The sequence below is a fragment of the Hyphomonas sp. genome, assembly GCF_046313975.1.
In the GTDB taxonomy this organism is placed as follows: domain Bacteria; phylum Pseudomonadota; class Alphaproteobacteria; order Caulobacterales; family Hyphomonadaceae; genus Hyphomonas.
Map to the genome: position 1 here is coordinate 39,437 of NZ_JBKBXB010000012.1, position 13,075 is coordinate 52,511.

At 62.9% G+C, this 13,075-nt stretch carries 13 protein-coding genes; 8 read left to right on the top strand and 5 right to left on the bottom strand.

Features of this window, described 5'->3' with window-relative positions; genetic code table 11:
* Window positions 1-21 precede the first annotated feature (21 nt).
* A complete protein-coding gene (locus ACK4TE_RS06380) occupies window positions 22-360 on the top strand; it encodes a winged helix-turn-helix transcriptional regulator (RefSeq protein WP_409910655.1) in 339 nt (112 codons plus the stop codon).
* Between the two features lie 95 nt (window positions 361-455).
* Here ACK4TE_RS06380 and hslU read toward each other — a convergent pair whose 3' ends face one another.
* From hslU to hslV, 3 genes are all read right to left on the bottom strand, one after another.
* Window positions 456-1,760, bottom strand: coding sequence for an ATP-dependent protease ATPase subunit HslU (hslU, locus tag ACK4TE_RS06385; protein WP_409910656.1), 1,305 nt, complete (start codon window positions 1,758-1,760; stop codon window positions 456-458).
* Between the two features lie 69 nt (window positions 1,761-1,829).
* Window positions 1,830-2,954, bottom strand: coding sequence for a hypothetical protein (locus ACK4TE_RS06390; protein ID WP_409910657.1), 1,125 nt, complete (start codon window positions 2,952-2,954; stop codon window positions 1,830-1,832).
* Window positions 2,947-3,504, bottom strand: a complete 558-nt coding sequence (gene hslV / locus ACK4TE_RS06395; protein ID WP_409910658.1) for an ATP-dependent protease subunit HslV — start codon at window positions 3,502-3,504, stop codon at window positions 2,947-2,949. Before hslV ends, ACK4TE_RS06390 begins: the two co-directional genes overlap by 8 nt.
* Before the next feature lie 131 nt (window positions 3,505-3,635).
* On the opposite strand from hslV, the gene pstC reads away from it, so the two are divergent.
* From pstC to phoB, 5 genes are read left to right on the top strand one after another with little or no spacing between them, the layout of a single operon-like run.
* Window positions 3,636-5,051, top strand: coding sequence for a phosphate ABC transporter permease subunit PstC (pstC, locus tag ACK4TE_RS06400; RefSeq protein WP_409910659.1), 1,416 nt, complete (start codon window positions 3,636-3,638; stop codon window positions 5,049-5,051).
* Entirely contained in the window at window positions 5,044-6,615 is a 1,572-nt protein-coding gene (pstA, locus tag ACK4TE_RS06405) for a phosphate ABC transporter permease PstA (protein WP_409910660.1), read from the top strand. The genes pstC and pstA overlap by 8 nt, the downstream gene beginning before the upstream one ends.
* On the top strand, window positions 6,615-7,439 hold the full coding sequence (gene pstB, locus ACK4TE_RS06410) for a phosphate ABC transporter ATP-binding protein PstB (protein WP_409910661.1): 825 nt from the start codon (window positions 6,615-6,617) through the stop codon (window positions 7,437-7,439). Before pstA ends, pstB begins: the two co-directional genes overlap by 1 nt.
* Before the next feature lie 14 nt (window positions 7,440-7,453).
* Window positions 7,454-8,140: a phosphate signaling complex protein PhoU gene (gene phoU, locus ACK4TE_RS06415; RefSeq protein WP_409910662.1), complete on the top strand. Its 687-nt coding sequence runs from the start codon at window positions 7,454-7,456 to the stop codon at window positions 8,138-8,140.
* Window positions 8,141-8,180: 40 nt separating this feature from the next.
* Window positions 8,181-8,867, top strand: a complete 687-nt coding sequence (gene phoB, locus ACK4TE_RS06420) for a phosphate regulon transcriptional regulator PhoB (protein ID WP_409910663.1) — start codon at window positions 8,181-8,183, stop codon at window positions 8,865-8,867.
* A gap of 33 nt (window positions 8,868-8,900) precedes the next feature.
* On the opposite strand, the gene ACK4TE_RS06425 is transcribed toward phoB, so the two are convergent.
* Window positions 8,901-9,590: a dienelactone hydrolase family protein gene (locus ACK4TE_RS06425; protein ID WP_409910664.1), complete on the bottom strand. Its 690-nt coding sequence runs from the start codon at window positions 9,588-9,590 to the stop codon at window positions 8,901-8,903.
* 156 nt (window positions 9,591-9,746) lie between these two features.
* On the opposite strand from ACK4TE_RS06425, the gene ACK4TE_RS06430 reads away from it, so the two are divergent.
* Entirely contained in the window at window positions 9,747-10,556 is an 810-nt protein-coding gene (locus ACK4TE_RS06430; RefSeq protein WP_409910665.1) for a phasin family protein, read from the top strand.
* A gap of 42 nt (window positions 10,557-10,598) precedes the next feature.
* On the opposite strand, the gene ACK4TE_RS06435 is transcribed toward ACK4TE_RS06430, so the two are convergent.
* Window positions 10,599-11,231, bottom strand: coding sequence for a TetR/AcrR family transcriptional regulator (locus tag ACK4TE_RS06435; RefSeq protein WP_409910666.1), 633 nt, complete (start codon window positions 11,229-11,231; stop codon window positions 10,599-10,601).
* A 152-nt stretch (window positions 11,232-11,383) separates the two neighbouring features.
* Here ACK4TE_RS06435 and ACK4TE_RS06440 point away from each other — a divergent pair, with 152 nt between their 5' ends.
* On the top strand, window positions 11,384-13,072 hold the full coding sequence (locus ACK4TE_RS06440; RefSeq protein WP_409910667.1) for an alpha/beta fold hydrolase: 1,689 nt from the start codon (window positions 11,384-11,386) through the stop codon (window positions 13,070-13,072).
* The last annotated feature ends 3 nt before the right edge of the window (window positions 13,073-13,075 follow it).

The following is a 13,075-nucleotide window of genomic DNA, read 5'->3' on the forward strand; positions in this document are numbered from 1 at the left end:
ACTGCGCTAAGGGTGTCATCCATGAAATGGTCCGAGCTTTCCGATAACTGGTGCCCGGTGGCCCGCACCCTCTCCGTGGTGGGCGACCGCTGGACTCTGCTGATCCTGCGCGACGCCTTCCTGGGCAAGTCGAAATTCGAGGAATTCGCCGAGTCGAGCGGCATGACGCGCCACATCCTGGCCGACCGGCTGAAACGCCTCGTCGATGTCGGCATCTTCGAGCGCCGCCTCTACTCGGACGCGCCAAAACGCTACGACTATGTGCTCACCACCAAGGGCGAAGAACTCCGCCCCGCGCTCCGCATCATGAAAGACTGGGGCAAGAAGCACATGCCCGTGCGCCGCGAGGCGAAGGCTTAGGCCGCCTCCACCTTCCGATCACCCCCCACGCAGGCGGGGGCCTCAGCGAACCAAAATCTGCTCCCGATCCCCGCCTTCGCGGGGATGTGCGGGTATCAAAGAATAAACTTCGACAAGTCTGCATCGCCCGCAAGCGTGCCGACCTTTTCGTCGACATAAGCCGCCGTGATCACGAAGGTCTCGCCCGCCTTGTCCGGGGCCTCGAAGCTGATCTCGTCCAGCAGGCGTTCGAGCACGGTCTGCAATCTGCGCGCCCCGATATTCTCGACCGATTTGTTCACCGCCTCGGCAAGGTCCGCGAGCCGGTCGATGGCGGCTTCCTCGAACAGGAGTGTCACCTTCTCCGCCGCCATCAGCGCTTCATACTGGCGGATCAGGCTCGCTTCCGGCTCGACGAGAATGCGGCGCAGGTCGTCGCGCGTCAGCGGTTCCAGTTCCACGCGGATCGGCAGGCGGCCCTGCAATTCGGGCAAAAGGTCAGACGGCTTCGACACATGGAACGCGCCCGACGCAATGAACAGGATATGATCGGTCTTCACCGCGCCGCGCTTGGTGGAGACGGTCGTGCCCTCGATCAGCGGCAGCAGGTCACGCTGCACACCTTCGCGGCTGACATCGGCCCCGCCGCGATCCTTGCGCGCGGCGATCTTGTCGATCTCGTCGAGGAAAACGATGCCGTCTTCTTCCACCGCGTTCAGCGCCTCGCGGACAACCGCTTCCTCGTCCACCAGCTTGTCGGCTTCTTCCGTCAGCAGCGGCTTGTAGGCATCCTTCACAGTCGTCCGTACACGGCGGGTACGCCCGCCCATCGCCTTGCCCAGCATTTCCGAGAGGTTGATCATGCTCATCGAGCCTTGCTGGCTCGGCAGGTCGAACATCTGCATCGGCCCGCCGGTTTCGGCAAAGTCGATATCGATCTCCTTGTCGTCCAGTTCCCCGTCCCGCAGCTTGCGGCGGAACACATCGCGCGTCGAACGCTGCGCCTCAGCGCCGACCAGCGCGTCGAGCAGGCGCTCCTCAGCCTTGTCCTTCGCGGCCTGTTCCACACCGGCGCGCTTATGCTCACGGATCATGCCGACAGCCGCCTCGACGAGGTCCCGCACGATCTGCTCCACGTCGCGGCCAACATAGCCGACCTCGGTAAACTTCGTTGCCTCAACCTTCAGGAACGGCGCATTCGCCAGCCGCGCCAGCCGGCGCGAGACTTCCGTCTTGCCCACCCCGGTCGGCCCGATCATCAGGATGTTCTTCGGCGTGATCTCTCCGCGCAGGTTCTCCGGCGCCTGCTTGCGCCGCCAGCGGTTGCGCAGGGCGATGGCCACGGCGCGCTTGGCGGCGTTCTGACCGACAATGTGGCGGTCGAGTTCGGCAACGATTTCGCGGGGAGTAAGTTGGGTCATCAATACATCTCGGAAAGATAGGGAAGGGTCCAGAAATCAGGTGGTGCGTGTAGACAGTTTCTGGACGGGTCAGGCGTGCGTTTCGGGCGGGAAAATCCGGCCGGCGAGGCCCTCCTTCGGCAACCGCTTCAGCACCCAGCGCCGCGCTGAATGCCACCCGCCGCCGAGCGCGATTATGCCCGCGCCGAGCAACAAGGCAGTGGCGATGAACGTGGTCGATCCGCCTCCGCCCACTGCGTCAACCACCTGTCCCAGCGCGAGCCAGAAGCTCAGGAGGCTCGACACCACGAGCGCCCGCCGGTTCAGTGCCAGCGACAGCAGGCCCAGCCCCGCCAGGCAGGCCAGCAGCACCATCGCCTCGAAGGTCGAAGGCGTCGCCCCGGGCGATCCCATCACCACCCCGCGCAGTCCCAGAATGATCTGCGGCGCCGCGGCAACGTGCAACCAGAACGCATTATCCGACAGTCGAGTGATCCGCCCAGGGTCCTGCTGGTCGAACCATATGGCCGCCGCCAGCGTGGCAAAACCGATGATGACTGACAGGAGCCCGCCGAGCACGAGGCCGGTATCGCCGAAAATGCCGGTGAAGGTGTAAGCCGTGGCCGCTGCCGAAACAGCGATCAGGAACATGCAGAAGGGCAGGCGGAAGCGCCACCAGGCGAGGAAGGCCGCTGCCCCGCAGCCGAGGAAGGTGCCGACGCCGGTATTGCCGAGTGTGTCCCAGGCCTGCGTCAGGCTGGTGACCGTCTTGGCGTTCATGCCGGTGAGGCCGCTGGCGATCATGCCGATCGAGAGGCCGGAATACAGGGTGAAGACAGAGATCGCCGCCATGGTCGGCAGCAGCATCCGGCGGCGGCGCCCGAAATACTCGGCCAGCAACCACATCACGCCCGCCACCGGCATCAGGATCATGGCGCCGAACGCCCCGGCATTTCCGCCCGTCACCATTGACCAGAATTGCGGCCCGAAGAACAGGCTGGTCACCGCTGTCAGGCCCATTGCCAGGATGACTATGCCAATCGTGATGAAGATGTCGTTGAAATTGTTGAGGAAGCGCAGGTTTTCGCCTTGCTCGGGCGCGACCTGCGCAACCGGATCGGCGCGCTTGGTGAGGAAGGCTTCCAGCCGGCTCGCCTGATCCCGGGTGATGATCCCGGCATCGACCGCGGCGCGAAGGTCAGTCCGGTCAAACATCCAGGCTTTCCAGCGTGAAGTGCGCGTTCGTGTAAACGCAGATGTCGGCGGCAATCTGCATGGCCTTGCGGCCGATAACTTCCGCGTCCTGTTCGTAATCATACAGGCCCCGCGCTGCAGCGAGGGCGAAGTTGCCGCCGGAACCGATGGCCACGACATCGTGCTCGGGCTCCAGCACATCGCCTGCGCCAGTGATGACGAGGGTGCTCGTCCTGTCGGCAACGATCAGCAGGGCTTCCAGCTTCTGCAGGTAGCGCTCGGTGCGCCAGTCCTTGGCGAGTTCTACGGCGGCGCGCTGAAGCTGGTCCGGGAACCGTTCCAGCTTCTGTTCCAGCCGCTCGAACAGGGTGAAGGCATCGGCAGTGGCGCCTGCGAAGCCGGCGAGAATCTTGCCATCCGCAATGCGGCGCACCTTGCGGGCATTGCCCTTCATGATGGTTGGCCCCATCGAGACCTGACCATCCGAGAGCATCACGATCTTGCCGCCTTTACGCACGGCCAGCACGGTCGTGCCATGCCAGGGAAGGCCTGAATTTTCCTGTATTGTCATGGCCGATTAAGTGGCCGGTTTGCTACGCCCGCGCAAGGGATTGTGGGCAAAAGCGGAAATGTGACAGTCTTGTCACGCAACTGTCACACACGGGTTCTAAGGGGGCGCGGAAAGCGGCGACAGGGACAACCATGCTGCAACAGCTCGGCCAACTGCCCATGGGCTGGCTGCTGATCGCGCTGATCGCAGTCTTCGGCTCATCCGCGTTTTTCCTGGGCCGTGTCCGCGCTGAAAAGCTGCTTCTGGCAGGCACGAAGCGCATGCACTCCCGCCCCAATTATCACGGCTATTTCGTCGCCATGTGGGCGACAGTGCCGGTCATCCTCATTGCGCTCGCGTACGCGGTGTTTTCCGAATCGATGACACGCAGCCAGCTCATCGGCGAGTTGCCCTCCCAGTTTGGCCAGCTGTCGGAAGCCGAGCTGCATTCCTATCTCGATTCCGTCCGCCTCGCGGCCAGCAGCGCTGCATCGGCCGGTTCTGACCGCGTCTTCCTCGCGGTGACCAACCGCTACCTCGAAATCCGCGGCATGTTGAACACCGGAACGCTGATCGCGCTGGGCCTTCTGGCGGCCGCCGGCACGCTCTGGGCGCGCGGGCGGCTGAAGTCCGACTTCCGGGCGCGCAGCTTTGTTGAGCGTGGCATGGAACTGGTGCTGTTCCTCTGCGCCGGTGTGGCGATCGCCACGACGGCGGGCATCGTGCTGTCGCTGCTCTGGGAAAGCCTGCAATTCTTCCGCGTTGTCTCGGCCTGGGACTTCCTGACCGGCACCCGCTGGAACGCACAGACAGAAGCCGAATTCGGCGCACTGCCGCTGTTTTTCGGCACGTTCATGATCGCGCTGATCGCGATGATTGTTGCCGCGCCCATCGGCCTTTTCTCCGCGATCTTCCTGTCGGAGTACGCCTCGCCCCGGGCGCGCGCCTGGATCAAGCCGATCCTCGAGATTCTCGCCGGCATCCCGACCGTCGTGTATGGCTTCTTCGCGCTGCTCGTCGTCGCGCCGGGTATCCGGCAGCTGGCAATCTGGTTCAACGAGGGCGTCATTCAGCTCGGCCTCGCCACTGGGCCGATCCTTGCCGCGCAGCCCACCAGCGCGCTGGCTGCCGGCCTTGTCATGGGGATCATGGTGATCCCGTTCGTTTCCTCACTCTCGGATGACGTCATCAACGCCGTGCCGCAGACCCTGCGCGACGCCGCCTATGCACTCGGCGCAACGAAATCGGAAACCGTGAAACAGGTGGTCGTGCCGGCCGCATTGCCCGGCATCATCGCGGCGCTGCTGCTGGCCGTGTCGCGCGCTATCGGGGAGACGATGATCGTGGTGATGGCCGCGGGCAAGAGCGCGCGCATCTCGATGGACCCTACATCGGATCTGACAACCATCACCGTGCAGATCGTCTCGCTGATGACCGGCGAGACCGGTTTCGATGATCCGAAAACCCTCTCTGCCTTTGCCCTCGGCCTTGTGCTGTTCGCCGTGACACTCCTGTTCAACATCGTCGCCTTGCGCGTCGTGAAGAAATACCGGGAAAAGTATGACTGACACGGCCCGCACCCTGTCCAGCCCGGAGGCCCTGAAGCGCCTGAAGAAGCGCCGCGGGGCCGACGTGCGTTTCCGCTGGTACGGTCTCGGCGCGATCCTGATCGCGCTCGGCGCCCTCGGCGTGCTGGTGTTCTCGATCGGCTCGCAGGGGCTTTCGGCGGCGACCTATCACGTCGTCAAATACGATATCGTGCTCGATCCGGCAGAGATCGCACCTGAAGGTGAGGCCTCGCCGGAGGACATCTCGCGCAACCTCGAAGGCTTTTTTGGCCTCGCACGGGACAACCTTCTTGAAACCTTTCCGGAAGCGACCGCCACCCGCGCGACCCGCCGCGAACTCTCTGACTTCCTGACACGGCTCGCGGTCCTGCCGACCGCCCGGCAAGTCGCACGCAATCCCGAACTCGTCGGCAGTCGCATCACGATGACAGCGCCGCTCAACGATGACCTCGACCTCTATCTTAAAGGGCAGGGTGTCCGTGAACGGAAGATCAGTCTTGGCGCGGTTACAGTCAGCGATGGCGCGGCCGATGGTGAAGCCCGCGTCAATGGCAGCTTTGCGCCGCTGACCGCTGCAATCCGGGTCGCCAGCGAAGGCCGGGCCGAGGACGCGGCCGAGATCGATGTGCTTCTGACCGCCGGGGCGGCGACTGGCCGGCTCACCGGTGTCACCGAGACCGGCGCTGCCATCGAATTGCTCACCGGCAGCCTGCAGCAGTTTTCGGGCGGGCGGACAACGGCGCGGATCATACTATCCTCGGAAAGCGAGCGCACGATCAGCGACCGGCAGATCGCATGGGTGCTGGCTCTCAAGGAAATGGGCCGGATCGAGCGCGTGCCGCGCACAACACTGCTCACCAATTCCGACAGCACTTATCCGGAGCTTGCAGGCGGCCTGTCTGCCATCGTCGGCTCGCTCTGGACAATGCTGATCACGGCCCTCGTCGCCATGCCTATCGGCATCCTTGCTGCGGTCTATCTGGAAGAATTCGCGCCGCGAAATCGCGTGACCGAGTTCATCGAGGTCAACATCAACAACCTCGCCGCTGTGCCCTCCATCGTGTTCGGCCTGCTCGGTGCGGCGCTATATCTGAATTTCCTCGGCATGCCGCGGTCGGCGCCGCTGGTCGGCGGTCTCGTGCTGGCGCTGATGACCTTCCCGGTGGTGATTATCGCCGCGCGCGCGGCGCTCAAGGCCGTGCCGCCTTCGGTCCGCGCTGGCGCGCTGGCGGTCGGCGCCTCGCAGATGCAGACCGTGTTCCACCATGTCGTGCCGCTGGCTGCGCCCGGCATCCTGACCGGGGCGATCCTTGGCATGGCCCGCGCGCTGGGCGAAACTGCGCCGCTGCTGCTGATCGGCATGGTCGCCTTTGTGGGCGATGTGCCGACCGGGCCGACGGACGAGTCGACCGTGATGCCGGTGCTCATCTTCAGCTGGTCGAACAATGCCGAACGGGCCTGGGAGCCGCTGACCTCGGCCATGATCATTATTCTTCTGGCCTTCCTTTTGCTGATGAACGGGCTGGTGGTATTCCTGCGGCGCAAATACGAACGGAGATGGTGATGGATACGAGCCAGGGGACCCCCGCTATGGTCGATGACAGCCTCACGGTCCCGCGCCAGCCGGATGCGGCTCCGCGCATGGATTGCCGGAACATCAAGGTGTTCTACGGCGCCGCGCAGGCCATCCACGATGTGTCGATGACCTTCCCGGACCGGGCTGTCACTGCGCTGATCGGCCCGTCGGGCTGCGGCAAGTCCACCTTCCTGCGCTGCCTCAACCGGATGAACGACACGATCGAGGGCTGCCGCGTCGAGGGCCAGATCCTGATGGACGGAGAAGATATCAACGATCCGGATGTCGACCCTGTGCTGCTGCGCTCGCGCGTCGGCATGGTGTTCCAGAAACCGAACCCGTTCCCGAAATCCATCTATGACAATATCGCCTATGGCCCCCGCATCCATGGCATCGCTAACGGCAAGGAAGACCTCGACGGCATCGTCGAGAAAAGCCTGCGCCGCGCGGGTCTCTGGGACGAGGTGAAGGATCGTCTCAACGCTCCGGGCACCAGCCTGTCCGGCGGCCAGCAGCAGCGACTGTGCATTGCGCGCGCCATCGCCGTGAAGCCGGAGGTCATCCTGATGGACGAGCCCTGCTCGGCGCTGGACCCGATTGCCACGGCACGCATCGAGGAACTGATCGACGAGCTTCGCAACCGCTACTGCATCGTCATCGTGACCCATTCCATGCAGCAGGCCGCCCGCGTGTCACAGCGCACCGCCTTCTTCCATCTCGGCAACCTGGTGGAACTGGGCGATACCAACCAGATCTTCACTAACCCGCGTGAGAAGCGTACCGAAGACTATATCACCGGCCGGTTTGGCTGAGTTAGGATCATCTGATGTCTGAGCATATCGTATCGGCCTATTCCGACGAGTTGGAACGCCTCTCCGCCGATATCATGAAGATGGGCGGTATCGTTGAGACGATGATCGCGGACGCGGCGCGCGCGCTCGGCGCCAACGATCTCGACCTCGCCCGCGAAGTCGTCGCCCGCGACCCGCAGGTCGATATGATCGAGGCAGATGCAGAGCGCCAGGTGGTTTCTCTCATCGCCCGCCGCCAGCCGATGGGCCACGATCTGCGCACGATCCTCTCGGCGATGAAAATCTCCAACGAGCTTGAGCGGATCGGCGACCTTGCCAAGAACATCGCCAAGCGCGCGCAGCGCCTGGACGAAAACGTCAGCCCGGAAATGCGCAATGCGATCATCCGCATGTCGCATCCGGTGCACCAGCAGCTGACGAATGTTCTCAACGCCTATGCGTCGGGCAATGCCGACAAGGCGAAGGCCGTGTGGAGTTCCGATGATGACATCGACCTTCACTACAACTCGGTGTTCCGCGAGATGCTGACCTATCTGGTCGAAGATCCGCGGCGCATCTCTGCAGGTGCGCACATGCTGTTCATGGCGAAAAACCTTGAGCGTATCGGCGACCACTGCACCAACATTGCCGAGTTCGTTTATTATCAGGCCGTCGGGGAATACCTCTCCGAACTTGAGCGGCCGAAGCTGAATCAGGTCTGACCCCGGTGGCGGGCCGGGCGAAAAGAATGGAGCCGACCCCATGAAGCCTTATGTGCTGATCGCAGAAGACGAAAAAGCCGTATCAGAGCTGCTGCTGTACAATCTGCGCAAGGAAGATTATGACGTCGGCGTCGCCGGCGACGGCGAAGAAACGCTGCTGATGATCGACGAGCGCACACCGGACCTCCTGCTGCTCGACTGGATGCTTCCGAAAGTCAGCGGCATCGAGATCTGCCGCCGGGTGCGCGCTGGCGGGGCCAATCCGAACCTGCCGATCATCATGCTGACCGCGCGCGGCGAGGAGAGCGACCGTATCCGCGGGCTTGATACGGGAGCGGACGATTACGTCACCAAGCCGTTCTCGACGACAGAGCTGATGGCGCGCGTGCGGGCGGTGCTGCGCCGCATCCGTCCGGGCCTTAAGGATGACCGGGTGAAAGTCGGTGACCTCGAGATCGACCGCGTGGCGCACCGCGTCACCCGCGACGGCGCAGACATCCATCTCGGCCCGACAGAGTTCCGCCTGCTGGACTATTTCATGCAGCACCCGGGACGCGTCTTCTCTCGCGAACAGCTGCTCGACACGGTCTGGGGCTCGGACGTTTATGTTGAGGCGCGTACAGTGGACGTGCATGTCGGCCGGCTGCGCAAGGCGCTGCGCCAGACGGGCGGAGATGATCCGATCCGCACGGTGCGCTCGGCGGGCTACGCCCTGCGTGAGGACTGACGGGCGCCGCATCTGGCGCCCGCCAATGGCGCCTCAGCCGAACACTTCGGCGAGGAAGGTTTTCAGGTAAGCGAAGCTGCGGCGGTCTGTATCGGCATGATACTGCGTTGCATCGCCCGTTGCGCCCACCGTGGTGAAGGCATGCGTGGCGAGGCCGTGCGCGTGCAATTGCCAGTCGGCGCCTTCGAACTCTTTCGCAATCGCCAGCACATCTTCCGGTGTCGCCATCGGATCGCGCCAGCCGTGCTCGATCAGCACCTTCGCCTTGATCTTCGGCTGCGGGATATTCTCTGCCGGTCGGAAGAGGCCGTGGAACGAGCCGACGCCCAGCACATCCATCCCGGCCCTTGCCATGTCGAGCACGCAGAGCCCGCCAAAGCAGAAGCCGATGGCTGCCGCCTTGGTGGCGCCGGAATGCGCCTTGGCCACCGCGATGCCGCCCGCGAGGCGCTTCTGCAATTCGGCCCGGTCGCCCACCAGCGGATACATCAGGCCTTCATTCTCAGCTTGCGTCGTGCCGCGCTTGCCTTTGCCATAGACGTCGATGGCAAAGGCGGCATAGCCGAATTCCTTTGCGATGATGTCCGCCTTCTGCTTCTCGTTGGCGCCGAGCCCGCCCCAGGCGTGGCAAATGATGACCAGCGGCGCATTTGCCTTTCCGTCCGGCTTCACGAACCAGCCCTCATAGGTCTGGCCATCCACGGTATAGTCGACTGCGCTCATCTTCTGTCTCCTCTGGGCTTCTCAGGGTCTCGATAGAGCGCAACCGCCCCGGATTTCAAGGCAAACCGGGCCCTTTCAGCGATTAGTATGCGCTTTCTAGACTTTTTCCCTACATCGGGCGGCATGAAACAACTGTCTCCCTGAAAGGAGCCCCCCATGGCGAAGAAAACCACGAAGACCGCCGCCCGCGCCAAAGCGAAGGCTGTCGGCAAGCAAGTTGAAGCTCAGTCGGCTGAAATGGCCTACAAGATCTGGCTCGCCGGCGTCGGCGCTTATGGCAAAGCCTACGACACGGCTGTTGCCGGTGCGAACGTCCTGAACAAGCAGTCGGCCGAAGTCTTCGAAGACCTCGTCAAGCGCGGTTCTGAAATCGAGCACGACGTGCGCGCCCGCCTTGCCGCTGATGAGCGACTCAGCGGTGCGACCAAGCAGGTTTCGAAAACCTTCGAAACCGTCCGCGACCTGCAGCTGCAGGCCCGCGACCAGTTTGAAGCCCGCATGGAGCGGATGCGCGACCTGCTCGGCGTCAAAGGCTTCGGCACCGTGCGTGAAGCCGTTGCCCGCCAGATTGACAAGCTCGAAGACGAAGTTGCTGCGGTGACCTCGAAAGCTCGCGCAAAAGCCGGCGACGTTGACCTGAAAGTCCGCCTTGCCCGCCTGACCGCCGAGATCGAAGCCGTTGCCGGCGAGACCGGTGCGGAAGTCGCCAAGACCGCCAGGAAAGCGGCCCGCAAGACGTCGAAAGCCATGAAGGCCGCCTTCGCGGCTCCGGAAGGCGCTGACGACCTGACGCAAGCTGTCGGAGTTGGCCCGGCGCTCGCCAAGAAACTGAACGCAGAAGGCTTCACCACCTTCAAACAGCTCGCCGCCCTGAAAAAGGCTGAGCTGACCGCCCTCGACGCAAAAGTGACCGGCCGTGGCCGCGTCGCAAAAGCCGACTGGGCAAGCCTCGCGAAAGCTGGCTAAGCCAATCCGGAGGGCGGTGCCTGAGGCGCCGCCCTTCTTCCTCTAACCTTTCGTTTCCTCGAAGTGCCGGATCATGCGTCCGAGCGCTGCGGGACCGGCTTCGCCCATATAGGGCACGAACAGGCACATCACCTGGAACACCGTCTTGTGGATGAGGGCAGGGCCGTCATGGACTTCCTTGGACAGCGCATCTCCCGCCAGCCAGAACGTCAGTGTCGTGATGATCTGATCGGCCAGCGGCGCCTTCAGGCGGCTGTCGATCCGGATCAGGCCGAGCTTTTCGAGGTCGTCAATGCTGCGGGAAATCGTCTGACGCTTGCCGGCGGCAAGGCTGCGGAAGCGCACGGCAAGGTCCGGATAGCGAGCCAGAAGGCCGGCCAGGTCGCGGTAGAAGAAGCGGAAGTCGTAAATTTCTTCGAGCAGGATGTAGATATAGATCCAGTTGTCCTCGACCGAGGCGAGCCCGCCTTTCGAGCCGCGCAGGATCACCCGCATCTCTTCCTCGAAGCGGTCGAACAGGGCCCGGATGATCGCGTCCTTGCCCTTGAAATGGTAATAAAGGTTACCCGGACTGATCTCGAGCGCGTTGGCAATATCGACAGACGACAGCTCGCTTTCCCCTTCCTCGTTGAAGAGAAGCAGGCTGACTTCAAGTATCCGGTCGCGCGTTTTCATGGCCAGAACAGCAGTTTGACAGGTAAATCTGACTGTGGAACGAATTTTCGGAGAAATTTTACCACGATCTCTTTGCCAGATGGCAAGAGACGGCAAGTAGACCGGCATCTGGCGGCTTGTGGCCAGATAAAGCCGGCATCTGGGAGGGAAGCATGAGCACACCTAAGGACGAAATCGCACAGAATGCTGCACAAAACACGACGGCGCTGAACCCGCTTCTGGGCGGATTCAACCGTCAGGAACTGCTCGGTGCCGTTGCCATGATGCTGCGTTCAACCATGACGAACCCGGTCACGACAGCGAAAACAGCGCGCAAGATCGCGGCCGAAAATGTCGAGATCATCCTCGGCAAGTCGACCCGGGAAGCCGACAAGAAGGACCGCCGGTTCAAGGACCCGGCATGGATGCACAACCCCTTCTACAAGCGCGGCATGCAGGCCTATCTCGCCACGCAGGAACATCTGCAGGAATGGGTGAGCGAACTAAAGATGTCCGAGCTGGAACATGCCAGGGCAAAGTTCGTGATGGGCATGATCACGGATGCGATGGCGCCCACGAACACCCTTGTCGGCAACCCTGCCGCCACCAAGCGCGTGGTCGATTCCGGCGGCCTATCCCTCCTGAAGGGCATGAAGAACCTCTACGAGGACCTCACCAAGAATGGCGGCCTGCCGAGCCAGGTGGACAAGCGCCCCTTCAAGGTCGGCGAGAACCTTGCCACGTCCAAGGGTTCGGTCGTCTGGAAGAACGAGATGCTGGAGCTGATCCAGTATGCTCCGCTCACGGAGAAGGTGTACAAGACCCCGATCCTGATCATCCCGCCGCAGATCAACAAATTCTATGCGATGGACCTGACGCCGATGACGTCGATGGTCCAGTTCCTGCTCGCGATGGAGCAGCAGGTGTTCGTCATCTCCTGGCGCAACCCGAAGAAAGAGCACCGCAACTGGGGCCTCAGCGACTATATCGACAGCCTCGTGCAGGCGAGCGAAGTCATCCGCAAGATTACCAAGTCACCGAAGATCAACGTCTCCGGCGCCTGCTCGGGCGGCATTACGACAGCCTCCTTCGCCAGCCTGCTGGCCGCAGCCGGCGACAAGCGGATCAATGCCGTCACCTTCATGGTCTGCGTGCTGAACCCGCAGCGTGAGGACAGCGATATCGGCCAGATCGTCTCCGATGGCAGCCTCGAGATCGCGCGGAAAATGTCGAAAGCGCGCGGCATCCTGAAGGGCGACGACCTCGCGCGGATGTTCGCCTGGATGCGCCCGAACGACCTCATCTGGAACTATGTCGTCAACAACTACCTGATGGGCGAAGATCCACCGCCATATGACGTCCTTTTCTGGAACAACGACACGACCAACCTGCCGGCCCAGCTTCACTCGGACTATCTCGACATCGCGCTGGAACAGCCCTTCGATCATCCGGGTACGGTGGATGTTGCCGGCCACAAGGCCGACCTGCGCAAGGTCACGGCCGATGCATTCGTCGTCGCCGGCCTCACCGATCATATCACGCCGTGGAAGGCCTGCTACCGCACGCCCTCCCTGCTCGGTTCGAAGAATATCGAGTTCATCCTCTCCTCCAGCGGCCACCTACAGGCGCTGATAAACCCGCCCGGCAATCCGAAGGCGAAGTATTTCCGCTCCACCGACATCAAGCCAACCCCCGATGAATGGGCTGCCAGCGCCGATGAGCATATGGGCTCCTGGTGGCCGCGCTGGGGAGAATGGTTGAAGGAGCGCGCGGGTCCGCTTAAGGCGGCCCCAGCGTCGGTGGGTTCGGAAGCTTTCCCGCCGCTCTATGCGGCGCCGGGCCGCTATGTGTTCAACGACTGAAGA